At 71.8% G+C, this 25,517-nt stretch carries 26 protein-coding genes; 17 read left to right on the forward strand and 9 right to left on the reverse strand.

The window, feature by feature from the left end; genetic code table 11:
- Window positions 1–37: 37 nt before the first annotated feature.
- The 3 genes from OOK34_RS20690 to OOK34_RS20700 form a co-directional block, all read right to left on the reverse strand.
- Entirely contained in the window at window positions 38–832 is a 795-nt protein-coding gene (locus tag OOK34_RS20690; RefSeq protein ID WP_267035345.1) for a thioredoxin domain-containing protein, read from the reverse strand.
- 49 nt (window positions 833–881) lie between these two features.
- Window positions 882–1,571, reverse strand: coding sequence for a hypothetical protein (locus OOK34_RS20695; protein ID WP_267035346.1), 690 nt, complete (start codon window positions 1,569–1,571; stop codon window positions 882–884).
- Window positions 1,572–1,704: 133 nt separating this feature from the next.
- Complete coding sequence (locus OOK34_RS20700) at window positions 1,705–3,030, reverse strand: DUF2252 domain-containing protein (RefSeq protein ID WP_267035347.1); 1,326 nt, start codon at window positions 3,028–3,030, stop codon at window positions 1,705–1,707.
- A gap of 169 nt (window positions 3,031–3,199) precedes the next feature.
- Here OOK34_RS20700 and dnaE point away from each other — a divergent pair, with 169 nt between their 5' ends.
- On the forward strand, window positions 3,200–6,742 hold the full coding sequence (gene dnaE, locus OOK34_RS20705) for a DNA polymerase III subunit alpha (protein ID WP_267035348.1): 3,543 nt from the start codon (window positions 3,200–3,202) through the stop codon (window positions 6,740–6,742).
- 96 nt (window positions 6,743–6,838) lie between these two features.
- On the opposite strand, the gene OOK34_RS20710 is transcribed toward dnaE, so the two are convergent.
- On the reverse strand, window positions 6,839–7,003 hold the full coding sequence (locus tag OOK34_RS20710; RefSeq protein WP_267035349.1) for a hypothetical protein: 165 nt from the start codon (window positions 7,001–7,003) through the stop codon (window positions 6,839–6,841).
- Window positions 7,004–7,216: 213 nt separating this feature from the next.
- Between OOK34_RS20710 and OOK34_RS20715 the strand changes: the two genes are divergently transcribed.
- The 4 genes from OOK34_RS20715 (at window position 7,217) to OOK34_RS20730 (ending at window position 11,009) form a co-directional block, all read left to right on the forward strand.
- The gene (locus tag OOK34_RS20715) at window positions 7,217–8,518 is read left to right on the forward strand and encodes an NYN domain-containing protein (protein ID WP_267035350.1); all 1,302 of its coding nucleotides are present in this window, start codon (window positions 7,217–7,219) and stop codon (window positions 8,516–8,518) included.
- Window positions 8,519–8,609: 91 nt separating this feature from the next.
- Entirely contained in the window at window positions 8,610–9,584 is a 975-nt protein-coding gene (locus OOK34_RS20720) for an ABC transporter ATP-binding protein (RefSeq protein ID WP_267036841.1), read from the forward strand.
- A complete protein-coding gene (locus OOK34_RS20725; RefSeq protein WP_267035351.1) occupies window positions 9,581–10,351 on the forward strand; it encodes an ABC transporter permease in 771 nt (256 codons plus the stop codon). Before OOK34_RS20720 ends, OOK34_RS20725 begins: the two co-directional genes overlap by 4 nt.
- Before the next feature lie 46 nt (window positions 10,352–10,397).
- Window positions 10,398–11,009 carry a hypothetical protein gene (locus tag OOK34_RS20730; protein WP_267036842.1) on the forward strand — a complete coding sequence of 204 codons (612 nt, stop codon included), beginning with the start codon at window positions 10,398–10,400 and terminating at the stop codon, window positions 11,007–11,009.
- Between the two features lie 630 nt (window positions 11,010–11,639).
- Here the strand turns inward: OOK34_RS20730 and ybaK are convergent.
- Both ybaK and tnpA read right to left on the reverse strand, forming a co-directional pair.
- Window positions 11,640–12,128: a Cys-tRNA(Pro) deacylase gene (gene ybaK / locus OOK34_RS20735; protein ID WP_267035352.1), complete on the reverse strand. Its 489-nt coding sequence runs from the start codon at window positions 12,126–12,128 to the stop codon at window positions 11,640–11,642.
- A 102-nt stretch (window positions 12,129–12,230) separates the two neighbouring features.
- Window positions 12,231–12,659 (reverse strand): IS200/IS605 family transposase, encoded by a 429-nt coding sequence (gene tnpA / locus OOK34_RS20740; protein ID WP_267035353.1) that lies wholly within the window; start codon window positions 12,657–12,659, stop codon window positions 12,231–12,233.
- A 51-nt stretch (window positions 12,660–12,710) separates the two neighbouring features.
- Here tnpA and OOK34_RS20745 point away from each other — a divergent pair, with 51 nt between their 5' ends.
- On the forward strand, window positions 12,711–13,925 hold the full coding sequence (locus OOK34_RS20745) for a transposase (protein ID WP_267035354.1): 1,215 nt from the start codon (window positions 12,711–12,713) through the stop codon (window positions 13,923–13,925).
- A gap of 37 nt (window positions 13,926–13,962) precedes the next feature.
- Here the strand turns inward: OOK34_RS20745 and OOK34_RS20750 are convergent, their stop codons facing one another.
- Window positions 13,963–14,703 carry an LON peptidase substrate-binding domain-containing protein gene (locus OOK34_RS20750; protein WP_267035355.1) on the reverse strand — a complete coding sequence of 247 codons (741 nt, stop codon included), beginning with the start codon at window positions 14,701–14,703 and terminating at the stop codon, window positions 13,963–13,965.
- 34 nt (window positions 14,704–14,737) lie between these two features.
- The gene (locus tag OOK34_RS20755; RefSeq protein ID WP_267035356.1) at window positions 14,738–16,327 is read right to left on the reverse strand and encodes an oxidoreductase; all 1,590 of its coding nucleotides are present in this window, start codon (window positions 16,325–16,327) and stop codon (window positions 14,738–14,740) included.
- 123 nt (window positions 16,328–16,450) lie between these two features.
- Here OOK34_RS20755 and hisD point away from each other — a divergent pair, with 123 nt between their 5' ends.
- Genes hisD through hisF form a run of 8 tightly spaced genes read left to right on the forward strand, consistent with a single transcriptional unit; the run spans window position 16,451 to window position 22,173 of the window.
- Window positions 16,451–17,800, forward strand: coding sequence for a histidinol dehydrogenase (hisD, locus tag OOK34_RS20760; protein ID WP_267035357.1), 1,350 nt, complete (start codon window positions 16,451–16,453; stop codon window positions 17,798–17,800).
- Window positions 17,797–18,909 (forward strand): histidinol-phosphate transaminase, encoded by a 1,113-nt coding sequence (locus OOK34_RS20765; protein ID WP_267035358.1) that lies wholly within the window; start codon window positions 17,797–17,799, stop codon window positions 18,907–18,909. Before hisD ends, OOK34_RS20765 begins: the two co-directional genes overlap by 4 nt.
- Window positions 18,906–19,499 (forward strand): imidazoleglycerol-phosphate dehydratase HisB, encoded by a 594-nt coding sequence (hisB, locus tag OOK34_RS20770; protein WP_267035359.1) that lies wholly within the window; start codon window positions 18,906–18,908, stop codon window positions 19,497–19,499. The genes OOK34_RS20765 and hisB overlap by 4 nt, the downstream gene beginning before the upstream one ends.
- A gap of 2 nt (window positions 19,500–19,501) precedes the next feature.
- Entirely contained in the window at window positions 19,502–19,669 is a 168-nt protein-coding gene (locus OOK34_RS20775; RefSeq protein WP_266838544.1) for a hypothetical protein, read from the forward strand.
- Window positions 19,666–20,307, forward strand: coding sequence for an imidazole glycerol phosphate synthase subunit HisH (gene hisH / locus OOK34_RS20780; RefSeq protein WP_267035360.1), 642 nt, complete (start codon window positions 19,666–19,668; stop codon window positions 20,305–20,307). The genes OOK34_RS20775 and hisH overlap by 4 nt, the downstream gene beginning before the upstream one ends.
- Window positions 20,307–21,038, forward strand: coding sequence for a bifunctional 1-(5-phosphoribosyl)-5-((5-phosphoribosylamino)methylideneamino)imidazole-4-carboxamide isomerase/phosphoribosylanthranilate isomerase PriA (gene priA / locus OOK34_RS20785; protein WP_267035361.1), 732 nt, complete (start codon window positions 20,307–20,309; stop codon window positions 21,036–21,038). The genes hisH and priA overlap by 1 nt, the downstream gene beginning before the upstream one ends.
- Entirely contained in the window at window positions 21,035–21,421 is a 387-nt protein-coding gene (locus OOK34_RS20790; protein ID WP_267035362.1) for a RidA family protein, read from the forward strand. The genes priA and OOK34_RS20790 overlap by 4 nt, the downstream gene beginning before the upstream one ends.
- Window positions 21,418–22,173 carry an imidazole glycerol phosphate synthase subunit HisF gene (gene hisF, locus OOK34_RS20795; protein ID WP_267035363.1) on the forward strand — a complete coding sequence of 252 codons (756 nt, stop codon included), beginning with the start codon at window positions 21,418–21,420 and terminating at the stop codon, window positions 22,171–22,173. Before OOK34_RS20790 ends, hisF begins: the two co-directional genes overlap by 4 nt.
- Window positions 22,174–22,220: 47 nt before the next feature.
- Here hisF and OOK34_RS20800 read toward each other — a convergent pair whose 3' ends face one another.
- A complete protein-coding gene (locus OOK34_RS20800) occupies window positions 22,221–22,853 on the reverse strand; it encodes a TIGR03085 family metal-binding protein (RefSeq protein ID WP_267035364.1) in 633 nt (210 codons plus the stop codon).
- 84 nt (window positions 22,854–22,937) lie between these two features.
- Here OOK34_RS20800 and hisI point away from each other — a divergent pair, with 84 nt between their 5' ends.
- From hisI to OOK34_RS20815, 3 genes are read left to right on the forward strand one after another with little or no spacing between them, the layout of a single operon-like run.
- A complete protein-coding gene (gene hisI, locus OOK34_RS20805) occupies window positions 22,938–23,309 on the forward strand; it encodes a phosphoribosyl-AMP cyclohydrolase (RefSeq protein WP_267035365.1) in 372 nt (123 codons plus the stop codon).
- Window positions 23,310–23,322: 13 nt separating this feature from the next.
- Window positions 23,323–24,813: an anthranilate synthase component I gene (locus OOK34_RS20810; protein WP_267035366.1), complete on the forward strand. Its 1,491-nt coding sequence runs from the start codon at window positions 23,323–23,325 to the stop codon at window positions 24,811–24,813.
- 14 nt (window positions 24,814–24,827) lie between these two features.
- Window positions 24,828–25,466 (forward strand): TIGR02234 family membrane protein, encoded by a 639-nt coding sequence (locus OOK34_RS20815; RefSeq protein ID WP_267035367.1) that lies wholly within the window; start codon window positions 24,828–24,830, stop codon window positions 25,464–25,466.
- Window positions 25,467–25,517 lie beyond the last annotated feature (51 nt).

A 25,517-nucleotide genomic window follows, 5' to 3' on the forward strand; every position in this document is an offset into this window, starting at 1 on the left:
CCGCCCGTCGCGGCGGTTTCGGTCCGGTGTGTCCGGATCAGCCCGCCAGGGCCTTGTCGATGGCCGCGGTGAACGCCGCCGGCGTCGCCGGGGTGTCGATCTTCTTGCCGTCCATCTTCAGCGTCGGAGTGCCCGTCACCCCGGACTTGTTGAAGGCCTTCGACATGTCCATCGCCCACCGGTCGTAGGTGCCGTCCTGGACGGCCTTCTTGAACTCGGCGTTCTCCTTCAGGGCGGGGACCGTGTCCGCGACCTTCAGCAGGTAGTCGTCCTTGGCGAAGCTGTCGACGGTCTCCTCGGGGTGCAGCTCCTTCGAGTAGAGCGCGCCCTTGTAGTCGAGGAAGGCCTGCGGGCTCACGTTCAGCGCCGCGCCCAGCGCGCTCAGGGCGTTCTTGGAACCCTCGCCCTTGACCCCGTTGTCGATGAAGGTCGCGCCGAAGTACTGGAGCTTGTACTTGCCCGCGTCCACGTCCTTCTTGACCTGCTCGCCGACCGACTGCTCGAAGGAGGCGCAGGCCGGGCAGCGCGAGTCCTCGTACAGCTCCAGGGTCTTCTTCGCCTCGGGCTTGCCGATGACCACGGTCAGGCCGTCCTCGCCCGTGGTGTTCTTCGGCTTGACCAGTTCGGCCTCGGCGGCCTTGTCCCAGTAGCCGGGCTGGTTGGCCTGCACGACCGCGTAGCCGACGCCGCCGGCCAGCGCCAGGACGGCGACGACCGTGCCGGCCACGATCAGCTGGCGGCGGGTCTTGTCCTTCTTCGCCTGCCGCTCGCGCTCGATGCGCAGCTTCTCGCGGGCGGCGGCCTTGTTCTGCTGGTTGTTGCGTGCACTCATGGTGATCTCCGTGGGACGGGGAGGGACGAGGGGGGACCGCGTACGTGTCTCAGGCGCTCGCGAGCGCCGTACGTACGGGAGGCCCCCGCCGGCCCACGGAATGCGCGGGGAAGCGGGTACGGGCCACCGCGCCGGGGACGACCGGGCGCAGCGCCCGCCCGGCCCGCCCGGGGACCGCCGCCACCGAGGCCACCGCCAGCAGCAGCGGCCGGAACGCGAAGGCGGCGACCGCCCGCAGCAGCCGGGCCAGGGCCCGCTCGCCGTGCCGCAGCCAGGCAGCGGCCAGCAGCCCGACGGTGACGTGCGCGCCGAGCAGCAGCCAGGGCGTCAACGGCCCGGGCGAGGCCAGCAGCGCCGCCGGATCCCCGGCGGGCCCGGCCACCTCGGTCAGCGGCCCGCCCACCGGGGCCCCGCCGCACAGCTCGTCCAGGCCCAGCGCGCGCAGCGGCCCGGAGACCGGCCCGCCCGCCGGGCCGTAGCAGAGGTGCTGCCCGGCGGTGAAGACGGTGTCGGCCGCCAGCTCCAGCGGTACCAGCAGCCCGGCGATCGGGCCGAAGCCGCGCTCCCGGCCGGCCAGGGCGTAGGCGATCGCGAAGACCCCGGCGAAGGCGCCGGCGACCAGCGCGGGCGGCAGCGGGACCCGGGACATGAGCACGTGGGAGCCGGCCGAGAGCAGCACGACGAGCGCGCTGAACAGCGCGGCCCGCAGCCCCCGGATCCTCACCCCTGATATGTCCATCGTCGCGAGTTTGCCATGGCTTTCTGTGAGAGAGGGCGGGAGGGGTGTCTTGTCGGCCAGGCGGCCCACGGGCGGCCGGGTCCGGGCCCGCAGGGCCCGGGGCGCCCCCTCACGGCTCCCGGACCCGGAGGGCCTACGGCATGATCCGGCCGTTGCGGAAGAGGTCCACGAAGATCTGGTGGTCGGCGCGCGCCCGGGCCCCGTACGCGTGGGCGAAGTCGACCAGCAGCTCGGGGAAGCCCTCCTCGTCGGCGGCGATCACCGCGTCGATGGCCCGCTCGGTGGAGAACGGCACCAGGGACTGCCCGCTCTCGGCCTCGTCCGCCGACGCGTGCATGGTGGCCGTGGCCCGGCCCAGGTCCGCGACCACCGCCGCGATCTCCTCCGGGTCGTCCAGGTCCGACCAGTCCAGGTCCACCGCGTACGGGGAGACCTCCGCCACCAGCTGCCCGGAGCCGTCCAGCTCCGTCCAGCCCAGCCAGGGGTCGGCGTGCGCCTGGAGGGCCCGCTGGGAGATCACCGTGCGGTGCCCCTCGTGCTGGAAGTACTCCCGGACCGCCCGGTCGGTGATGTGCCGGGACACGGCCGGGGTCTGCGCCTGCTTGAGGTAGATCACGACGTCGTTCTCCAGGGCGTCGCTGTGGCCCTCGAGCAGGATGTTGTAGGAGGGCAGGCCCGCCGAGCCGATGCCCACGCCCCGGCGGCCCACCACGTCCTTGACCCGGTAGGAGTCCGGCCGGACCAGGGACTCCTCCGGCAGGGTCTCCAGGTACCCGTCGAACGCGGCCAGCACCTTGTACCGGGTGGCCGCGTCCAGCTCGATCGCCCCGCCACCCGAGGTGAAGCGGCGCTCGTGGTCGCGGATCTCGGTCATCGAGTCCAGCAGGGAGAAACGGGTGCGCGAGCGGGCGTCGCGCAGGGCCTCCAGCAGCGGGCCCTCGGCGGTGTCCAGGGTGAAGGAGGGCACCTCTTCGTATTTGGCGCCGGCCGCGAGCTGGTGCACGCGCTCCCGGTAGGCCACCGCGTAGGTCCGTACGAGCCCGCTGATCTGCTCGTCGCTGAGCGCCTTGGTGTAGCCGATCAGCGCGACCGAGGCGGCGAAGCGCTTGAGGTCCCAGGTGAAGGGGCCGACGTAGGCCTCGTCGAAGTCGTTCACGTTGAAGACCAGCCGGCCGTTGGCGTCCATGTACGTGCCGAAGTTCTCGGCGTGCAGATCGCCGTGGATCCACACCCGGCCCGTCCGGTCGTCCAGGTAGGGGCCGCCGTGCCGCTCGCGCTCCAGGTCGGCGTAGAAGAGGCAGGCCGTGCCCCGGTAGAACGCGAAGGCCGAGGCCGCCATCTTGCGGAATTTGACCTGGAAGGCGGCGGGGTCGGCGGCGAGCAGCTCACCGAATGCGGTGTCGAACACATCGAGTATCTGCTCGGCGCGCTGCTCGTCGGTCGTCTCGGGAACCGCCATGGCGGATGCCTCCTGGTGCACGGGGTGGTACAGCTTCTGACCGACTGGACGTCGGGCTGGTGTTCCTGGTTCTGCAACGCCCGACCGTACCGGTCGGTGCCCGTCTTCTGTCACTGGTGGGACGTAGGATTCAAAGCTGCCGCCCCTCTCTCCCCCGGAGGCCCCCACCGTGACCAAGACGCCGTTCACGCACCTGCACGTCCACACCCAGTACTCGCTGCTGGACGGTGCCGCGCGGCTGAAGGACATGTTCAACGCGTGCAATGAGATGGGCATGACGCACATCGCCATGTCCGACCACGGCAACCTGCACGGCGCCTACGACTTCTTCCATTCGGCGAAGAAGGCCGGGGTGACCCCGATCATCGGCATCGAGGCGTACGTCGCCCCCGAGTCCCGGCGCAACAAGCGCCGCATCCAGTGGGGCCAGCCCCACCAGAAGCGGGACGACGTCTCCGGCTCCGGCGGTTACACGCACAAGACGATCTGGGCGGCGAACGCCACCGGCCTGCACAACCTCTTCCGGCTGTCCTCCGACGCGTACGCCGAGGGCTGGCTCACGAAGTGGCCGCGCATGGACAAGGAGACCATCAGCAAGTGGTCGGAGGGCCTGATCGCCTCCACCGGCTGCCCCTCCGGCGAGCTCCAGACGCGCCTTCGCCTCGGCCAGTTCGACGAGGCCCTGAAGTCGGCCTCCGAGTACCAGGACATCTTCGGCAAGGAGCGGTACTTCCTGGAGCTGATGGACCACGGCATCGAGATCGAGCGCCGGGTCCGCGACGGGCTGCTGGAGATCGGCAAGAAGCTCGGCATCCCGCCGCTGGTGACGAACGACTCGCACTACACCTACGCGAGCGAGGCCGGCGCCCACGACGCCCTGCTCTGCATCCAGACCGGCAAGAACCTCTCGGACCCGGACCGCTTCCGCTTCGACGGCTCCGGCTACTACCTGAAGTCGACCGACGAGATGTACGCGATCGACTCCTCGGACGCCTGGCAGGAGGGCTGCGCCAACACGAAGCTGGTCGCGGAGCAGGTCGACACCGAGGGCATGTTCGGCTTCCGGAACCTGATGCCGAAGTTCGACATCCCGGACGGCTACACCGAGGTCACCTGGTTCCGCGAGGAAACCATGCGCGGCATGAACCGCCGCTACCCCGGAGGCATCCCGGACGACCGGATGAAGCAGGCCGAGTACGAGATGGACACGATCATCTCGATGGGCTTCCCCGGCTACTTCCTCGTGGTCGCCGACTTCATCATGTGGGCCAAGAACCAGGGCATCGCGGTGGGCCCGGGCCGCGGCTCCGCGGCCGGCTCGATCGTCGCGTACGCCATGGGCATCACCGACCTCGACCCGATCACCCACGGTCTGATCTTCGAGCGCTTCCTGAACCCCGAGCGCGTCTCCATGCCCGATGTCGACATCGACTTCGACGAGCGCAGGCGCGTCGAGGTGATCCGGTACGTGACCGAGAAGTACGGCGCCGACAAGGTCGCCATGATCGGTACCTACGGCACCATCAAGGCCAAGAACGCGATCAAGGACTCCGCGCGCGTCCTGGGCTACCCCTACGCCATGGGCGACCGGCTCACCAAGGCCATGCCCGCCGACGTCCTCGGCAAGGGCATCCCGCTCTCCGGCATCCTCGACCCCTCGCACCCCCGCTACAGCGAGGCCGGCGAGATCCGCGGGATGTACGAGAACGAGCCCGACGTGAAGAAGGTCATCGACACCGCCCGCGGCGTCGAGGGCCTGGTCCGCCAGATGGGCGTGCACGCCGCAGGCGTGATCATGTCCAGCGAGACGATCACCGACCACGTACCGGTCTGGGTCCGGCACACCGACCAGGTGACCATCACCCAGTGGGACTACCCGAGCTGCGAGTCGCTCGGCCTGCTGAAGATGGACTTCCTCGGCCTGCGCAACCTCACGATCATGGACGACGCCGTCAAGATGGTGAAGGCCAACAAGGGGATCGACATCGATCTCCTGGCCCTCCCGCTCGACGACCCCAAGACCTTCGAACTGCTCGGCCGCGGCGACACCCTCGGCGTCTTCCAGTTCGACGGCGGGCCCATGCGCTCCCTGCTGCGCCTGATGAAGCCCGACAACTTCGAAGACATCTCCGCCGTGTCCGCGCTCTACCGCCCGGGCCCGATGGGCATGAACTCGCACACGAACTACGCCCTGCGCAAGAACAAGCAGCAGGAGATCACCCCGATCCACCCGGATCTGGAGAAGCCCCTCGAAGAGGTGCTCGCGGTCACCTACGGCCTGATCGTGTACCAGGAGCAGGTGCAGAAGGCCGCCCAGATCATCGCCGGCTACTCGCTCGGCGAGGCCGACATCCTGCGCCGCGTGATGGGCAAGAAGAAGCCCGAGGAGCTGGCGAAGAACTTCACCATCTTCCAGGAGGGCGCCCGCAAGAACGGGTACACCGACCAGGCCATCCAGGCCCTGTGGGACGTCCTGGTCCCCTTCGCCGGCTACGCCTTCAACAAGGCCCACTCGGCCGCCTACGGCCTGGTCTCCTACTGGACCGCCTACCTCAAGGCGAACTTCCCGGCCGAGTACATGGCCGGCCTGCTCACCTCGGTCAAGGACGACAAGGACAAGTCCGCGATCTACCTGAACGAGTGCCGCCGCATGGGCATCAAGGTGCTCCCGCCGAACGTCAACGAGTCCGAGCCGAACTTCGCCGCCCAGGGCGACGACGTGATCCTCTTCGGCCTCACCGCCGTCCGCAACGTCGGCCAGAACGTGGTCGAGTCGATCATCAAGACCAGGAAGGCCAAGGGGAAGTACTCCACCTTCCCCGACTTCCTGGACAAGGTCGAGGCCGTCGTCTGCAACAAGCGCACCGTCGAGTCCCTGATCAAGGCCGGCGCCTTCGACGAGATGGGCCACACCCGCAAGGGCCTGGTCGCCCACCACGAGCCGATGATCGACAACGTGGTCGCCGTGAAGCGCAAGGAGGCCGAGGGACAGTTCGACCTCTTCGGCGGAATGGGTGACGAGGGCGCGAGCGACGAACCCGGCTTCGGGCTCGACGTGGAGTTCTCCGACGTCGAGTGGGAGAAGTCCTACCTGCTCGCCCAGGAGCGCGAGATGCTCGGCCTCTACGTCTCCGACCACCCGCTCTTCGGCCTGGAGCACGTCCTCTCCGACAAGACCGACGCCGGCATCTCCCAGCTCACCGGCGGGGAGCACTCCGACGGCGCCGTCGTCACCATCGGCGGCATCATCTCCGGCCTCCAGCGCAAGATGACCAAGCAGGGCAACGCCTGGGCCATCGCCACCGTCGAGGACCTGGCCGGCTCCATCGAGTGCATGTTCTTCCCCGCGACCTACCAGCTCGTCTCCACCCAGCTGGTCGAGGACACCGTCGTCTTCGTCAAGGGCCGCCTCGACAAGCGCGAGGACGTCCCCCGCCTGGTCGCCATGGAGATGATGGTCCCCGACCTGAGCTCCGCCGGCACCAACGCCCCGGTAGTCCTGACCATCCCCACCGTCAAGGTCACCCCGCCGATGGTCACCCGTCTCGGGGAGATCCTTCGCCACCACAAGGGCAACACCGAAGTGCGGATCAAGCTCCAGGGGCCGCGCACCACCACCGTGCTGCGCCTGGACCGGCACCGGGTCCAGCCCGACCCCGCCCTCTTCGGCGACCTCAAGGTGCTGCTCGGCCCCTCCTGCCTGGCCGGCTAGCCCGCACGGGGCCCGATACGGGCTCCCGTACCGGCGTACGGAAGGGCTCGGCCGGCGTCATTGCCGGGCGAGCCCTTCCGTCATCGCGCGGAGGCGTCAGTTGTGGCCGAACTTCTTCTGCTTGCTCTTGTGGGCCATGTCCAGCGGGCTCGGCGACTGCGAAGTGCGCTCTTCCGGCGAGGCTTCCGTCGAACTCCGCTCCTGGGCGGACGCGCGAGGCTGCTGCTTCGCCGGCTGCTTCTGGTTCTTGTTCTTGGCCATGGAATGCCTCCGTGGGGGGTGTAGGGGCCAGGGCCGCCTTCACACTCACACACCCCCACAAACCACGCATTTTGGATCATTACTGCGCGTAGTGAGGGCCCCTTCCACAGCCCCCCGGGAGATCCGCCACGCCGATGATCGAGTTCCGGCCGTAACCACCCTTGCGGTCGGGCAGACTCGGGGAAAACCTGTCGAGGACCCCCACGGAAGAGGGTGGAACGCGTGGACCGCTGCGTCGTCCTGGTGGACGCCGGATACCTGCTGGGCGCCGCCGCGAGCCTCCTCGCAGGGGAGCCCTCCCGCTCCCGCATCACCGTCGACCATTCGGCCCTCATCCAGGGGCTGCGCGAGCGCGCCGAGGCCGACACCCAGCAGCCCCTGCTGCGGATCTACTGGTTCGACGGCGCCCCCGACCGGGTCCCCCAGCCCGAGCACCGGCGGCTGCGCGTCATGCCCCGCGTCACCGTCCGGCTCGGCGCCCTGACCCGCAGCGACGGCCGCTGGGCGCAGAAGGGCGTCGACGCCGCCATGCACGCCGAACTCACCGAACTGGCCCGCAACCGGGCCTGCTCCGACGTGGTCCTCGTCACCGGCGACGGCGACCTGCTGCCCGGGCTGATGTCCGCCAAGGAACACGGGGTCGCCGTCCACCTGTGGGCCGTCCAGGCCGCCGACGGGGACTACAACCAGTCCGAGGACCTCGTCGCCGAAGCCGACGAACGCCGCGTCCTCGACCGCGCCTGGATCACCCGGGCCGTCCGCGCCCGCGACCTCGCCGGACTCTGCCCCCCGCCACCCGCCCCGCGCCCCGAGATCGCCGCGATCCTCTCCGCGCCCCTGCCCGAGGCGGCCCTCGCCGAGGCCGCCCGCAACGGCACCCCGGCCACCTCCGAGAGCCGCCCGAACGGAGCACCCGTACCGGCCCCCTCCGCCGAAGGGGCCACCGCCGAAGGCGCCAAACCCGTCCCCACCCCGAAGGACCTCGCCTCCCTGCGCGCCCCCGCCCAGGGCCACGCCCCCGCGCCCGCCGGCCACCACGCCGCCAGCCCGGCCGGCAGCGCCCTGCGCTGGTCCTCCGACAAGGGCTGGATCGACCGCGCCGGACCGCTCGGCGAACCGGCCGAGACCGCCTCGCTGCCCACCCTCGCCCAGCTCACCAGCGCCGAGCAGCGCTGGGCCGACCGCGAGGAGGACATCACCACCGTCGGCGGCGACCCCTTCGAGGTCGGCCAGGTCTTCGCCCGGCGCTGGATGGAACGCCTCCCCGAGACCGTCCACCTGCAGAAGCTGGCCACCATGTACCCCCGCGTCCCGCACCGGATCGACGGGGAGCTGCTGCGTTACGCCGCCCGGTTCGGGCTCCTCGCGCACAAGGACGACCAGATCGACGAACACGACCGCTACGCCATCCGTGCCGGGTTCTGGCGGGAGATCGACGTCCGCGCCGCCGCCGAGCACGTGGGCGCGCCACCCGCCCCCGCGGCCGGGGCGCCGGTGACCCCGGCGGCCGAGTAGGGCCGGAAGCCGCGTAGGCTGCTCCCTCGTGAGTACGGGCACAGCACAGGCAGGACAACCCACGGCAGCGGCCGCCGGAGCCGCTTCGGACGTGGTCTGCGCGGTGCGTGACCTGGTCAAGACGTACCCCGCGGTACGCGGCCGGCGCGGCGCCCCCGCCCTGCCCGAGACCCGTGCCAACGACGGGATCTCCCTCGAGGTCCGGCGCGGCGAGATCTTCGGCCTGCTCGGCCCCAACGGCGCCGGCAAGTCCACCCTGGTCCGCCAGCTGACCGGGCTGATGCGGCCCGACTCCGGCTCGGTGACCCTGCTCGGCCACGACCTCGTACGCCACCCCGAACGGGCCTCCCGGCTGCTCGCCTACCTCGGGCAGGAGTCCACCGCCCTCGACGAGCTCACCGTCGCGCTGGCCGCCGAGACCACCGGCCGGCTGCGCGGGCTCGGCCTGCGCGAGGCGCGGGCCGCGCGGGACGACGTACTCGGGGAACTCGGGCTGACCGAGATCGCCGGGCGGCCCCTGAAGAAGCTCTCCGGCGGACAGCGGCGCCTCGCCTGCTTCGCCGCCGCGCTGGTGGGGGAGCGGCCCGTGCTGGTCCTCGACGAGCCGACGACCGGCATGGACCCGGTGGCCCGGCGGGCCGTCTGGGCGGCCGTGGACCGGCGGCGGCTGCGGCACGGGGCCACCGTCCTGCTCGTCACCCACAACGTCATCGAGGCCGAGACCGTCCTCGACCGGGTCGCCGTCGTCGACCAGGGCAAGGTCATCGCCTGCGACAGCCCCGCCGGGCTCAAGGCCCAGGTCTCCGACGAGGTCCGCCTGGAGCTGGTCTGGCGCACCGCCCCGCCGCTGGAGGTGCCCGCGGTCGCGGAGCTGGCCCCGCTGGCCGCCGAGTCGGGCCGCCGCTGGGTGCTGCGGCTGGGACAGGACGAGGCCCGCGCGGCCGTCGCCGCCGTCACCGGCGGCCCGGCCTTCGCGGCCCTCGACGATTTCACGTTGGCCACGCCGAGCCTGGAGGACGTCTACCTGGCGCTGGGCGGCCGGATGAAGGGTCTGGTCAAGTCGTGACCACCGCTGCCGTTGGTGTCCTGGCCCCGAGGGCGCGGCTCTTCCCCGCCCTGGCCGCCGTCTACCGGGCACAGCTGTCCCGGGCGCGGGTCGCCCGGATACCGCTGCTGTTCGTCGCCACCTTCCAGTCCGTCGGGATCATGATCCTGATGCGGGGCGTGGTGGACGGGGGCTCCGAGGCGCGGGCCGTCGTCGCCGGCTCCTCGGTGCTGGTCGTCGCCTTCGTCGCGCTGAACCTGCTCGCGCAGTACTTCGGGCAGCTGCGGGCCGGCGGCGGGCTCGACCACTACGCCACCCTGCCGGTGCCGCCCGCCTCGGTGGTGCTGGGCGCGGCCGCCGCGTACGCCTCCTTCACCCTTCCGGGGACGCTGGTGACGGCCGTCTTCGGATGCGTGCTGTTCGGCCTGCCGATGGGCGGGCTGTGGATCCTGGCCGCGGTCGTGCCCCTGGCCGGGGCGGCGCTCGCCGGGCTGGGCGCCGCGCTGGGGCTGCTCGCGCCGCGCCAGGAGCTGGCCACGCTGGCCGGGCAGCTGGGCATGTCCGCGGCGCTGCTGCTGGGCGTGCTGCCGGCGGAGCGGATGCCCGACGTCATCGTGTGGGCGCGGGACCTGCTGCCGTCCACGTACGGGGTCGAGGCCTTCGCGGAGACCTTCGCCCCGCACCCCGACTGGGCGGCCGTCGTCCTCGACCTCGGCGTGTGCGGGGCCGTCGGGGTGCTGTCCCTGGCCCTCGCCACCTGGGCGTACCGGCGGGCGGCGGTCCGCTGACGCCGGCGCCGGACCTACCTGGCACGATGTGGGGGTGACCGAAGCCGTGACCCCGCAGCCGACCGTGCCCCGCCTCCCCGAACCGGAGGCCGCCGTCACACCGGCGGACATCCGTGACGGGGCTGCCGTCGCCCTGGTGGTGGGCGTGTCCGGGGCGCTGCTCGGGCTGCTGTGGACGTGGCTCGCGCCGCGCGTCCAGTACGTCTCCAACGGTGAGGCCGTCTTCCTGCGCAACACCGAGAGCGAGGCGCGGATCGGCGCCGACGGCACCTTCTTCCTGCTGGCGCTGGGGCTCGGGGTGCTGAGCGCGCTCGGCGTGTTCCTGTGGCGCCGGCGCGGGGGCGTCCCGCTGGTGATCGGGCTGGCCTTCGGGGCGTGCTTCGCCTCGCTGGTGGGGTGGCGGCTGGGCCTGTGGCTGGGCCCGGGCACCGATGTCCCGGCCGCTGCCGCCAAGGCGGGCGAGGGGGTGGCGTTCGACGCGCCGCTGCAGCTGCTCGCGCAGGGGGCGCTGCTGGTCTGGCCGATGGCCGCCGTGGCCGTCCACCTCGCCCTGACGGCCGTATGGGGCCCCCGCGACCCCGAACCCCCGGCCGACTGGCACCCCGAGGGCACCTACCCCCCGGCCCACGTCCACGCGAAGCCCGCCCCGCCTTCTTGACGCGGCCCTCGCACCGCTCAGCGCTGGCGCGCTTCCCGGGCTTCGCGGCGCTGCGCCGGACTCCGTCCGTCGGGGCCGGGGCGGGGCCCCGGGCCCGGGCTGGGGTCGGTTGTCCGTCTGCGGGTGGTGGCCGCTGCGCGGGGCAAGTCCCCTACCCGCCCTTCCACCGTTCCCCGGGCTCTGCCCGGACCTGCGCCTCAAGCGCCGGCGGGGCTGGGGTGTGTGGCTCTGCCTGGACCCGCGCCTCAAGCGCCGGCGGGGCTTGGTACACGGCGCCCCGCGCCGCGCGGGGCCGGAAGCGCCCACCGGGCGGTACTTGCGAGCGGAGCTCAGCCAAAACCAGCCCCGCCGGCGATTGAGGCGCGGGGTCCGGGGCGGAGCCACGGGGAACGGGCGAAGGGCGGGTAGGGGACGGTTCCGCGTAGCGGCCCACCACCGGCAGACGACCGCCGGACCTCAGCCCGGGCCCGTGGCCCCGCCCCTGGGCCGGCGGACGGAGTCCGGCGCAGCGGCGCGAAGCCGGAGAGGCGCCCCGGCGCCGAGCCGCGCGAGCGGCGCGTGAAGAACGTGAAGAAGGCGTGGCCCGCCAGGGCCGCACCGTGCGAGCGGCGCGTCAAAAAGGAGGGGCCCCTACGGGCGGGCGATCGGGGCCACCGTGGCTTCGGTGAGGGTGGTGAGGTCCGTCGGGGAGAGTTCGACCTCGAGGCCGCGGCGGCCGGCGGAGACGCAGATGGTGGCGAGGGCGCCGGCGGAGGCGTCCAGGACCGTACGCAGCCGCTTGCGCTGCCCCAGCGGGGAGATGCCGCCCCGGACGTAGCCCGTGGTGCGTTCCGCCAGGGCGGGGTCGGCCATCGCGGCGCGCTTCGCGCCCAGGGCGCCGGCCAGGGCCTTGAGGTCCAGGGCCCCCGAGACCGGGACCACCGCGACCGTCAGGACCCCGTCCACGTCGGCGACCAGGGTCTTGAACACCTGGTCCGGGGAGACGCCGAGGGCCTGCGCCGCCTCCTCCCCGTACGAGGGGTGCGCGGGGTCGTGCTCGTAGGCGTGGGTCGTGAAGGTGACCCCGGCCGCCGTGAGGGCGGCGATGGCGGGAGTGCCCGCCGGCTTCTTCTTCGTCATCACCGGATCTTCGCAGGGAATCCCGGCCTTCAGGCCGTGCGGGAATGCGATCGTTGGCCCGGAGCCGCGAAGCCGGAGTTCTCTGCGGCTCCGTATTGACGGTCAGACCGGCCGCTTCTGGTTCTCGATGTACTCCTGGACGATGCTCAGCGGCGCGCCGCCACAGGAGCCGACGAAGTACGAGGGCGCCCAGAACACCGAGCCCATGCCGATGCGGTTGATCCGTCCGGTGTATTCGGCGCGTAGGTATCGGGAGCTGACGCCCTTGAGGCTGTTGACCAGCTTGGACAGGGCGATCTTCGGCGGGTAGTGCACCAGCAGGTGTACGTGATCGCCCTCGCCGTTGAACTCGCGTAGCTCGGCCTCGGACTTCTCACAGACGTCCCGCATGATCGCTTCGCAGCGGGTCAGCATGTCGTCGTTGAAGACCTCACGCCGGTACTTGGTGACAAACACCAAGTGAGCATGGAGGTTGTAGACGACGTGATTTCCTCGGCGGATATCGGGGTCTAGTTCCCAGCGTGGTGACATCTGCCAACTGTATTATGGTCAAGCGAACCGGCTTGGGAGGGGGTGGGCCGGATGATCCGTGCGTACAAGTTCCTCATGCGGCCCACCGTGGGTCAGACGATCGCGCTCGGCGAGATGCTGCGTGACCACTGCTCCCTGTACAACGGTGCGTTGCAGGAACGCCGGGATGCCTACCGGCACGTCTCGAAGACGAGCGTCAAGTACGGGCAGCAGTCCGCGCAGCTCAAGGAGATCCGGGCGTTCGACCCGGAGCGTCAGGGCCGCTGGTCGTTCTCCTCGCAGCAAGCGACGCTGCGCCGTCTCGACAAGGCGTTCGCCGCGTTCTTCCGGCGAGTCAAGGCCGGGGACGCCCCGGGCTACCCGCGCTTTCGGGGGGTGAACTGGTTCGACACAGTGGACTTCCCCGAGGACGGCGACGGCTGCCGCTGGGATGCCACCCCGCACGACCCCGTCACGCGCGTCCGTCTCCAAGGCGTCGGGCACGTCAAGGTCAACCAGCACCGGCCAGTGATCGGCAAGGTCAAGACCGTCAGCGTCAAGCGCGAAGGCCGACGCTGGTACGTCATCCTGACGGCTGAGCAGACGCAGCCCGAGCCGCTGCCCGCGACCGGCTCCCTGGTCGGCATCGACATGGGCATAGCCTCCTTCCTCACCACCTCCGACGGTGAGCATGTCGCCAACCCCCGCCACGGCCGCCGCGCCGCCGCGAAGCTCGAAGCCGCGCAACAGGCCCTCGCCCGGTTCCCGCGTGTTCGCCGGGACAAGCGCACCGCCAACCACCGCCGTGCCGTCCAGAAGGTTGCCGACTTGCACCGCAAGGTCCGCCGCCAGCGGCTCGACCACGCGCACAAAACCGCGCTCGGTCTCGTGCGGGAACACGATTTCATTGCGCACGAAGACCTCAAGATCCGCAACATGGTCAGGGCCCCCGCACCGAGGTGTGATCCCGAGACGCCGGGCAGTTTCCTGCCCAACGGGGCCGCCGCGAAGGCCGGACTCAGTCACTCGATCTCGGATGCCGGATGGGGGGTGTTCCTGACGATCCTGCACGCCAAGGCTGAGAGCGCCGGACGGGAAGTGGTCGCCGTGGACCCCCGCAACACCTCTCGGACCTGCCCCGAATGCGGGCACGTCGATAAGGAGAACCGGCCCACACAGGAGAAGTTCCACTGTGTCTCGTGCGACCACCAGGCGCACGCGGACACGGTGGGCGCACTCAACGTTCTACGGGCCGGGCTGGTCCGTCGCGATGCCAACCCGGCATAGCGAGAAGCTCCCTCATTCATGAGGGGGAGGAGTCACGTCAGTTCGGGCTCGTGGGGGCGCGGGTCAGGTCCACCGCCGGGAGGGACGGGAGGTGGCGGATCACGGCCGTCTCGGAGCGGAGCAGCTTCAGCTCCTCCGCGAGACGGGTCGCGGTGTCCGGGGCCTGGAGGAGGCGCTGCTTCGCCGGGGTGTCCAGGACGGCGGCGGCCGCCACCAGGTACGAGACCACCGACGGCTCGTCCGGCAGGTCCGGCGCCGAGGTCAGGGAGCGCTCGCGGGCCCCGGCCAGCCGCTTCTGGTAGCTGCGGAAGGCCCGCAGGACCCCCTCGGACAGGGCGCCCGCGCCGTCACCGGCGTCCTCCGGGAGTTCCTCCAGCTCCGCGACCAGGAACGGCCCCGACGCGTCGACCGAGAGCAGCCGTACCCGGGTGGTGCCGGTGGCCAGGACCTCGAAGCTGCCGTCCTCCCGCTCCCGGATCGTCGCCGCGTCCGCGATGCAGCCCACCCGGTGGAACGCCTGGATCGGGTCCGGGCCGAAGCCGGCCGTCGGGCCCCGCTCGGGCAGGGCCGTCTGGTCGGGCAGCCCGGGCGCGGTCGGGGCGACCTCCCGGCCGTCGCGGATCGCGACGACCGCGAACCGGCGCGGCTCGTCCTCCCCGGTCTTCAGCAGCTCGCGCATCATGGCGCGATACCGCTCCTCGAAGACGTTCAGCGGCAGCACGAGGCCCGGGAACAGAACCGAGTTCAGCGGGAAGAGGGGCAGGCGAACGGTGGTCACGAGGCACAGGGTAGTGGCCGGACGGCCCGGGCCGTCACCCCCGCCTCAGCAGCCGCGACGCGCCCGCCGCCACCGTCGTGGCCAGGATCCAGCCGAGCAGGACCAGCACCGCCGAACCCCACTGCCAGCCGCCCTCCACCTTCCACTGGCCCTGCTGGCCGAGATCGATCACCGGGAGCAGCAGGTCGAGCGCGTACAGGGCGGCGTCCCAGTGCGGGTGCTCCTCCGCCTTGATCGGCGCCGGCTGGTGCCGCAGGAACAGCAGGGTGCCCGCCGCCCACAGGACCGCCATCCAGAGCGCCGCCCGCCCCGGCCGGTACCCGTAGACCACCGTCCAGTCCTGGAGGTACCCCCAGGCCTTGGCGGCCGGGGACAGGGTGGCCCGGCGGCGGCGCTGCTTGGCCACCAGCACCTCGCGGGCGCCGAGGTCCTCCCCGCCGTCCCGCAGCACGGCGGCGAGCCGCTCGTACGGCTCCGGCGAGTACTCGGGGGTGGCCGCCTCCAGCCACTCCAGGCGGCGGGAGAGCGGGAAGTGGCCCCGGGGCGCGAGGTTCTCGTAGACGAACCCCTCCATGGAGACCCGGCCGCGGCCCGGCCAGCTGGTGGAGCGGTCGACGAGCTTGACCACCTTCGCGCCGGAGACCACCACCCGGCCCCGCTCGGGGGCGTCGCCGACGAAGCGCAGCTCGGGCGTCTGGATGCGGCGCAGCGAGATCTCCTGGTCGGGGCGGAGGTCGAAGCGGGCGCCGTAGAAGTCGACGGAGTCGCCGAAGCGGCCGTCGTCCAGGCGCAGGCCGCCCCGGCATTCGAAGTGCTGCGTCGGCCCGTCGCGCGTGGGGGTCTGGCTCCAGTCGTACGGGCGGTCCGGGTCGCTGGTCGGGGAGGCGAGGCCGATGGAGGTCAGGTACAGGGTCCGCTCGACGGTCAGGGTCGGGGCGTTCAGCGCGCGGCGGCCGTACCGGTTGCGCAGCCGGGCGCCGCGCAGGCTCATCGAGGCGCCGACCTTCGCCGCGCGCAGGCTCACCTCGCCGTCGGTCTCCAGCATGTCGGCCTGGAGGTCCTGCGCGACCGCCATCCCGTCGGCGGCTATCGCCCGGCCCCTGCCGTCCCGGTGGATCACGGCGTGGCTGATCAGCAGGTCGGTGCCGATCTGCGCGTCGGTCAGCCGGATGCCGCGCGCCACCCGGCAGCGCGCCAGGTGCAGGTCCCCCTCGGTGTGCAGCCGGGCCGCCTCCATCCGGGGTATCGCGCAGTTGTCCAGCCGCAGCGTGCCGAAGCGGGTCTCGGACAGCTGGATCTCGCCGTCGAAGCGGCAGGAGCGGATCTCCACGTACGGGGCGACCGTGCCACCGGACAGGTCCAGCCGCCCGGTGATCTGCGCGCCGCGCAGCTTCAGGCACCCCACCCGGCCCGGGACCGGAGCCGGCCCGGCCAGCAGCAGGTGGGCCACGACCTCCGCCCGGACCCGCCGCTCGGGGCCCCAGACCCGGCCCGCGTGCGGATCGTCCAGGTCCGCGGTGTGGGCACCGAGGTCGCAGACGGTGCCCGCCCGGAAGGTCTCCCACATCTGCTGCTCGGCGTCGGTGAGATCCTCCGGCCGCCCGTCCTCGTGCGCTTCGGTCATGGCAGCCCCCCGCTGTCATTTACGTGTAGGAAGAACGCTAAGGGGCGGCAGTGACATCCGGGGTGTGTATCAGCCAGTGATACGGGCGGACGGCGGTGGGAGACGGTCTGAGAGAATTGTGGGGTGATCTCTCGTATCGACCTGCGCGGTGACGCCCTCCCCGAGGGCGGCGCCCTGCGCGATCTGCTGCCCCGTGCCGAGTTCGACGTAGAAGCCGCCCTGGAGAAAGTGCGGCCCATCTGCGAGGACGTCCATCATCGCGGCACAGCGGCGCTGATCGAGTACGCGCAGAAGTTCGACGGGGTCGAGCTCTCGCAGGTCCGGGTGCCCGCGGAGGCCGTCAAGGCCGCCCTGGAGCAGCTGGACCCGGCCGTCCGCGCCGCCCTGGAGGAGTCCATCCGGCGTGCCCGGATCGTGCACCGCAACCAGCGCCGCAGCGAGCACACCACCCAGGTGGTCCCCGGCGGCACGGTGACCGAGAAGTGGGTTCCGGTCGAGCGCGTGGGGCTGTACGCCCCGGGCGGCCGCTCCGTGTACCCGTCCTCCGTGGTCATGAACGTGGTACCGGCCCAGGAGGCGGGCGTCGAGTCGATCGCGCTCGCGTCCCCGCCGCAGAAGGAGTTTGGCGGTCTGCCGCACCCGACGATCCTCGCCGCGTGCGCGCTGCTCGGCGTGGACGAGGTGTACGCGGCCGGCGGCGCCCAGGCCGTCGCGATGTTCGCGTACGGGACCGACGAGTGCGCGCCCGCCAACATGGTGACCGGCCCCGGCAACATCTGGGTCGCCGCCGCCAAGCGCTACTTCACCGGGAAGATCGGCATCGACACCGAGGCCGGCCCCACCGAGATCGCGGTCCTCGCGGACTCCACGGCCGACCCGGTGCACGTCGCCGCCGACCTGATCAGCCAGGCCGAGCACGACCCGCTGGCCGCCGCCGTCCTCGTCACGGACTCCGCCGAGCTGGCGGACGCCGTCGAGCGCGAGCTGGAGCCGCAGGTCGCGGCCTCCAAGCACATCCACGACCGGATCAAGCCCGCCCTCGCGGGCAGGCAGTCCGCGATCGTGCTGGTCGACAACCTCGAGGAGGGCCTCAAGGTCGTCGACGCGTACGGCGCCGAGCACCTGGAGATCCAGACCGCGGACGCGGCCGCCTGGGCCGCCCGGGTCCGCAACGCCGGCGCGATCTTCGTCGGCCCCTGGGCCCCGGTCTCCCTCGGCGACTACTGCGCCGGGTCGAACCACGTCCTGCCCACCGGCGGCTGCGCCTGCCACTCCTCGGGCCTGTCCGTGCAGTCCTTCCTGCGCGGCATCCACATCGTCGACTACACGCGCGACGCCCTCGCCGAGGTCGCCCACCACGTGGTGACGCTGGCCGAGGCCGAGGACCTGCCCGCGCACGGCGCGGCCATCAAGGCACGTTTTGCCGGAGGCGAACAGGACCAGCACAGCGGATGGAAGGTGCCGACCCCGTGACCGGTATCGGAATCGACGACCTCCCCATCCGGGACGAACTGCGCGGCAAGACCCCGTACGGCGCCCCGCAGCTCGAGGTGGCCGTCCAGCTGAACACCAACGAGAACCCGTACGAGCTGCCCGAGCCGCTCGTCCGGCGCATCGCCGAGCGCGTCGCCGACGCCGCCCGCACCCTCAACCGCTACCCCGACCGGGACGCGGTCGAACTGCGCACCCAGCTCGCCGCCTACCTCACCCGTACGGGCAAGCACCCGGTCGCCAAGGAGAACGTCTGGGCCGCCAACGGCTCCAACGAGGTCCTCCAGCAGCTGCTCCAGACCTTCGGCGGCCCGGGACGCACGGCGATCGGCTTCGAGCCCTCGTACTCCATGCACGCCCTCATCGCGCGCGGCACCGGCACCGGCTGGATCTCCGGCCCGCGCCGGGAGGACTTCACCATCGACGTGGAGGCGGCGGAGCGGGCGATCGCCGAGAACGCCCCCGACGTCGTCTTCATCGCCTCGCCCAACAACCCCACGGGCACCGCGGTCGAGGCGGAGACGGTCCTCGCCCTGTACGAGGCCGCCCAGGCCGCGAAGCCGTCGCTGGTGGTCGTGGACGAGGCGTACGTGGAGTTCTCCCACCGGGACTCCCTCCTCCCGCTGATCGAGGGCCGCCCCAACCTGGTGGTCTCCCGGACCATGTCCAAGGCCTTCGGCGCCGCCGGCCTGCGCCTGGGCTACCTCGCCGCGCACTCCGCCGTGGTCGACGCCGTGCAGCTCGTACGCCTGCCGTACCACCTGTCCGCCGTCACCCAGGCGACCGCGCTGGCCGCCCTGGAGTACACCGACACCCTGCTCGGCTACGTCGAGCAGCTCAAGGCCGAGCGGGACCGCCTCGTCATCGAGCTGCGGGCCATCGGCTACGAGGTCACCGAGTCCGACGCGAACTTCGTCCAGTTCGGAAAGTTCGACGATTCCCACACCGCCTGGCAGAAGATCCTCGACCAGGGCGTCCTGGTCCGGGACAACGGCGTACCGGGCTGGCTGCGGGTCACCGCCGGCACGCCGGCCGAGAACGACGCGTTCCTGGAAGCGGTTCGCGCACTGAAGAAGGAGCAGCAGGCATGAGCCGCATCGGACGGGTCGAGCGCACCACGAAGGAGACCTCGGTCCTCGTCGAGATAAACCTCGACGGCACCGGCCAGGTCGACGTCGCGACCGGCGTGGGCTTCTACGACCACATGCTCGACCAGCTCGGCCGCCACGGCCTCTTCGACCTCACGGTCAAGACGGACGGCGACCTGCACATCGACAGCCACCACACCATCGAGGACACCGCCCTCGCGCTGGGCGCCGCCTTCAAGCAGGCCCTCGGCGACAAGGTGGGCATCTACCGCTTCGGCAACTGCACCGTGCCGCTGGACGAGTCCCTCGCCCAGGTGACCGTGGACCTCTCCGGCCGCCCCTACCTCGTGCACACCGAGCCCGAGAACATGGCGCCGATGATCGGCGAGTACGACACGACGATGACCCGGCACATCTTCGAGTCCTTCGTCGCGCAGGCCCAGATCGCCCTGCACATCCACGTCCCGTACGGCCGCAACGCCCACCACATCGTGGAGTGCCAGTTCAAGGCCCTCGCCCGGGCCCTGCGCTACGCCGCCGAGTTCGACCCGCGCGCCGCCGGGATCCTGCCCTCCACGAAGGGCGCCCTCTAGCCGTGAACGGCCTCAACACCATCCTGATCGTCCTCGGCCTCTTCCTGGCCGGGGGCGTCTACTCCTTCCAGAAGCAGAAGATGCCCAAGTCGGTGATCATTCTGCTCGCCCTCGGCTCCGTGATGTGTCTGGCCGCGGGAGTCCTGCGAATCCAAGGAATCTGGGAATGAGCGCTAAGAAGAACGTCGTCGTCTTCGACTACGGCTTCGGCAACATCCGCTCCGCCGAGCGCGCCCTCGCGCGCGTCGGTGCGGACGTGGAGATCACCCGCGACTACGACAAGGCGATGGACGCCGACGGTCTCCTCGTTCCCGGCGTCGGCGCCTTCTCCGCCTGCATGCAGGGCCTCAAGGCCGCCCGCGGCGACTGGATCATCGGCCGCAGGCTCTCCGGAGGCCGCCCCGTCATGGGCATCTGCGTGGGCATGCAGATCCTCTTCGAGCGCGGCATCGAGCACGGGGTCGAGACCGAGGGCCTCGACGAGTGGCCCGGCACCGTCGGCCCGCTGAAGGCCCCGGTCGTCCCCCACATGGGCTGGAACACCGTCGAGGCCCCGGCCGACAGCCAGGCCTTCGCCGGCCTCGACGCCGACGCCCGCTTCTACTTCGTGCACTCCTACGCGGCCCACGACTGGAGCCTGGAGGTCACCAACCCGGCGATCCGCGCTCCCCGGGTCACCTGGGCCACCCATGGCGAGCGGTTCGTCGCGGCGGTGGAGAACCGGGCCCTGTGGGCGACCCAGTTCCACCCCGAGAAGTCCGGCGACGCCGGAGCCCAGCTCCTCACCAACTGGATCGAGACCCTGTGATGACCGCACCCACGCTCGAACTCCTCCCCGCGGTCGACGTCCGCGACGGTCAGGCCGTGCGCCTCGTCCACGGCGTGTCCGGCAGTGAGACCTCCTACGGCTCCCCGCTCGAAGCGGCCCTCGCCTGGCAGCGCTCCGGCGCCGAATGGCTGCACCTCGTCGACCTGGACGCCGCCTTCGGCACCGGCGACAACCGCGCCCTGGTCGCCGAGATCACCCGCGCCATGGACATCAAGGTCGAACTGTCCGGCGGCATCCGCGACGACGCCACGCTCGCCGCGGCCCTGGCCACCGGCTGCACCCGCGTCAACCTCGGCACCGCCGCCCTGGAGACCCCCGAGTGGGCCGCCAAGGCCATCGCCGAGCACGGCGACAAGATCGCGATCGGCCTCGACGTCCGCGGCACCACCCTCAAGGGCCGCGGCTGGACCAGCGAGGGCGGCGACCTCTACGAGACCCTCGCCCGCCTGGACTCCGAGGGCTGCGCCCGGTACGTCGTCACCGACATCGGCAAGGACGGCACGCTGACCGGCCCCAACCTGGAGCTGCTGAAGAACGTCTGCGCCGCCACCGACCGGCCCGTCGTCGCCTCCGGCGGCATCTCCTCCCTGGACGACCTGCGGGCCCTGTCCGGGCTCGTCCCCCTCGGCGTCGAGGGCGCCATCGTCGGAAAGGCCCTGTACGCCAAGGCCTTCACCCTGGAAGAAGCACTGAAGGCGGTCCGCGCATGAGCTCCTCCGACATCCGCCGCATCTCCTCGGGCGGCCCCTACGAGGACGTCATCGGCTACTCCCGCGCCGTGCAGCTCCCCAACGGGCTCGTCCTCGTCTCCGGCTGCACCGCCGCCGACGGCGGAGGCCCGTACGACCAGGCGATCACGGCCTTCGGCGTGGCCTTCAAGGCGCTCGCGCAGGCCGGGCTCGGCCCCGAGCACGTGGTCCGCACCCGGATGTACCTCACGCACGCCCGGGACGTGGACGAGGTGGGCCGCGCCCACAAGGAGCTCTTCGACGAGGTCCGCCCCGCCGCCTCCATGATCATCGTCTCCGGCTTCGTCGACCCCAGCATGGTCGTCGAGGTGGAGGTCGAGGCGTACAAGGGAGACGCGGCATGACCCTCGCCGTACGGGTGATCCCCTGCCTGGACGTGGACAACGGCCGGGTCGTCAAGGGCGTCAACTTCCAGAACCTGCGCGACGCCGGCGACCCGGTGGAGATGGCCAAGCTGTACGACGCCGAGGGCGCCGACGAGCTGACCTTCCTCGACATCACCGCCTCCTCCGGCAACCGCGAGACCACCTACGACGTGGTCCGGCGCACCGCCGAGCAGGTCTTCATCCCGCTCACCGTGGGCGGCGGCGTCCGCACCGCCGACGACGTGGACAAGCTGCTGCGGGCCGGCGCGGACAAGGTGGGCGTGAACACGGCCGCCATCGCCCGCCCCGAGCTGATCCAGGAGATCGCCGAGCGCTTCGGCCGCCAGGTCCTGGTCCTGTCGGTCGACGCCCGCCGCACCGAATCCGGCTCCTTCGAGGTCACCACCCACGGCGGCCGCCGGGGCACCGGCATCGACGCCGTCGAGTGGGCGCACCGCGCGGCCGAACTGGGCGCCGGGGAGATCCTGCTGAACTCCATGGACGCCGACGGCACCAAGGACGGCTACGACACCGAGATGATCGCGGCCGTACGCAAGCACGTCACGGTCCCGGTGATCGCCTCGGGCGGCGCCGGCAAGCTGGAGCACTTCCCGCCGGCGATCGCGGCGGGCGCCGACGCGGTCCTCGCGGCCTCGGTGTTCCACTTCGGCGACCTGCGCATCTCCGAGGTCAAGGCCACCCTCCGCGAAGCCGGCCTCCCGGTCCGCTGAGCCGCCACGCCGTCGGGGCCCGGCCGGGTCCCGACGGCGGGTGTGCCTCAAATGCCCAGCTGGGCCACCGTCAGCCTGGCGACGGCCTCCTTCTCGCCGTCCAGCTCCACGGCGGCGGAGCTCTGGCGGCCGAAGCAGAACAGCGTCAGCTCGCCCGGCTCCCCGGTCACCGTCACCACCGGTACGCCCTTGTGCGCCACCGCCGTGCGGCCGTCCGGGCGGCGCAGGACCAGGCCCACCGGGGAGCGACGGCCCGTCAGGCGGGCCAGCTTCTCCAGCCGGGACCAGAGCGCGTCCGAGAACACCGGGTCCAGCGTCCGAGGCGACCAGTCCGGCTGGGCGCGCCGCACGTCCTCCGCGTGGACGTAGAACTCCACCGCGTTCGCCGCCTCGTCGATCTGCTTCAGCGCGTACACGGACAGCTTCGGCGGTCCCGTGCGGATCAGCTGGATCAGCTCCTCGTACGGCTTGGCCGCGTACTCGGCCATCGCCCGGTCGAGGCGGTCCTTCAGCACGTTCAGCAACAGCCCGCCCGCCGCGTCCGGGCGGCGCTCGCGCACCACCACGTGCGCCGCCAGGTCCCGGCAGGTCCAGCCGTCGCACAGCGTCGGCGCCTCCGGTCCCGCCGCCTCCAAAAGGTCCGCCAGCAGCAGGCGTTCACGCTTCGCATGGGTAGACATACGGGCCACCCTACGACCGGAACCCGCCCCGCGGCTGCCCATCAGGCGGACGGTGATCCGTAACAGGTCCTTCCGCGCGGCACAATGGGGCCCATGAGTACGTCCTCCCTCGACCCCGCAGTCGCCGCCCGCCTCAAGCGCTCCCCGGACGGCCTGGTACCGGCCATCGCCCAGCAGTACGACACCGGTGAGGTGCTGATGCTCGGCTGGATGGACGACGAGGCCCTGCACCGCACCCTCACCACCGGCCGCTGCACCTACTGGTCCCGCAGCCGTCAGGAGTACTGGGTCAAGGGGGACACCTCAGGCCACTTCCAGCACGTGAAGTCCGTCGCCCTCGACTGCGACGCCGACACCGTGCTCGTGAAGGTCGACCAGGTCGGGGCCGCCTGCCACACCGGCGCCCGCACGTGCTTCGACGCCGATGTCCTCTTCAGCGACGCTGCTAGCCAGTAAGGGTCCCCACCGCATGGATCTCGAGACGTTCCGCAAGCTCGCGGCCGACCGCCGCGTCATCCCCGTGAGCCGTCGGCTGCTGGCCGACGGGGACACCCCGGTCGGGCTCTACCGGAAGCTGGCCGCCGAGCGCCCCGGCACCTTCCTGCTGGAATCCGCCGAGAACGGCCGCTCCTGGTCCCGGTACTCCTTCGTCGGCGTCCGCAGCGACTCCACCCTCACCGTCAAGGACGGCCAGGCGCACTGGATCGGCACCCCGCCCGTCGGCGTCCCCACGGACGGCGACCCCCTGGAGGCCCTGCGCGTCACCGTCGAGGCCCTGCACACTCCCCGCGACCTCGCGGGCGGGATGCCGCCCTTCACCGGCGGCATGGTCGGCTACCTCGGCTACGACATCGTGCGCCGCCTGGAGCGCATCGGGGAGCACACCGAGGACGACCTGCGGCTGCCCGAGCTGACCATGCTGCTCACCTCCGACCTGGCGGTCCTCGACCACTGGGACGGCACCGTCCTGCTCATCGCCAACGCGATCAACCACAACGCCCTCGACACCGGGGCGGACGAGGCGTACGCGGACGCGGTGGCCCGCCTGGACGCGATGGAGGCCGACCTCGCGCGGCCCGCGCCCTACGTCCCCGCCGCGCTCCCGGAGTCCGCGCTGCCCCCCTTCGACGCGCTCTGGGGCGGCGAGAAGTACCAGGTCGCGGTCGAGGACATCAAGGAGCGCATCCGGGCCGGCGAGGCCTTCCAGGTGGTGCCCTCGCAGCGGTTCGAGACCCCCTGCGAGGCCTCCGCGCTGGACGTCTACCGGGTCCTGCGGGCGACCAACCCGTCCCCGTACATGTACCTCTTCCGCTTCGAGAACGGCTTCGACGTGGTCGGGTCCAGCCCCGAGGCGCTGGTCAAGGTCGAGGACGGCCGGGCCATGGTCCACCCCATCGCCGGCACCCGCCACCGCGGCGCCACCCCGCAGGAGGACAACGACCTCGCCGAGGAGCTGCTGGCCGACCCCAAGGAGCGCGCCGAGCACCTCATGCTCGTCGACCTCGGCCGCAACGACCTGGGCCGGGTCTGCGAGCCGGGTTCGGTGGAGGTCGTCGACTTCATGTCGATCGAGCGCTACTCCCACGTGATGCACATCGTCTCCACGGTCACCGGACGGGTCGCCGAGGGCAAGACCGCCTTCGACGTGCTCACCGCCTGCTTCCCCGCCGGCACCCTCTCGGGCGCGCCCAAGCCCCGCGCCATGCAGATCATCGAGGAGCTGGAGCCCTCCCGCCGCGGCCTGTACGGCGGCTGCGTCGGCTACCTCGACTTCGCGGGGGACTCCGACACGGCCATCGCCATCCGCACCGCGCTGCTGCGCGACGGTACGGCGTACGTGCAGGCCGGAGCGGGTGTGGTCGCGGATTCGGTGCCCGAGCTGGAGGACCTCGAGTGCCGCAACAAGGCGGCCGCCGTGCTCCGCGCCGTGGGAGCGGCGAACCGCCTCCACCGCGCCTGAGGACGTAGGGGATAGTGGGGTACGTGAGTGCCGTACCCCACCCCCGCATCGAAGCCGAGCCCCCCGAGAGCAGCGCCGGCCGCCGCACCGTGGCCATCGCCCTGCTGCTCGGCGCGCTCGGCGCCACCGTCGTCCTGCTCGCCTCCGGCCGCACCTGGGCCCGGGGCAGCGCCGCCGTCGGGGGCGGAACGCTGCCGCTGACCGCGGACGGGCGGGCCGTCACCGGTCTCCCGGCGGCCCTGGCCATCGTCGGCCTCGCCGCCCTGGTCGCGGTGTTCGCCGTACGGGGCCGCGGGCGGCTGCTGGTGTCGGGGCTGCTCGCGCTGAGCGGGCTCGGCGCGGCCCTGTCCGCGGTGGCCGCCGCCGACGACCGCCGGGCGCTGGACGAGCGGGCCGCCACCGCGACGGCCGACACCGCCGCCCGGGTGGTGGAACTGACCCATACGGCCTGGCCGTACATCACGGCTTCCGGAGCGGCCCTGATCCTGCTCGCGGGGCTCCTGGCGCTGCGCTTCGGCCGGAGCTGGCCCGCGATGGGAGGCCGCTACGAGCGCGACGGCAGCCCCCGTACGCGCACCCCCGCCCCGGTGGACCCGGACCGGCCGGAGGACCTGTGGAAGGCCCTGGACCGCGGCGAGGACCCCACGGACTGAGACGGCGCCCGCCGCGGATCCCCACCCACTGGAGAAACCGGCGGTCCCGTG

Origin of the sequence: Streptomyces sp. NBC_00091 (assembly GCF_026343185.1) — a bacterium.
Classification (GTDB): domain Bacteria; phylum Actinomycetota; class Actinomycetes; order Streptomycetales; family Streptomycetaceae; genus Streptomyces.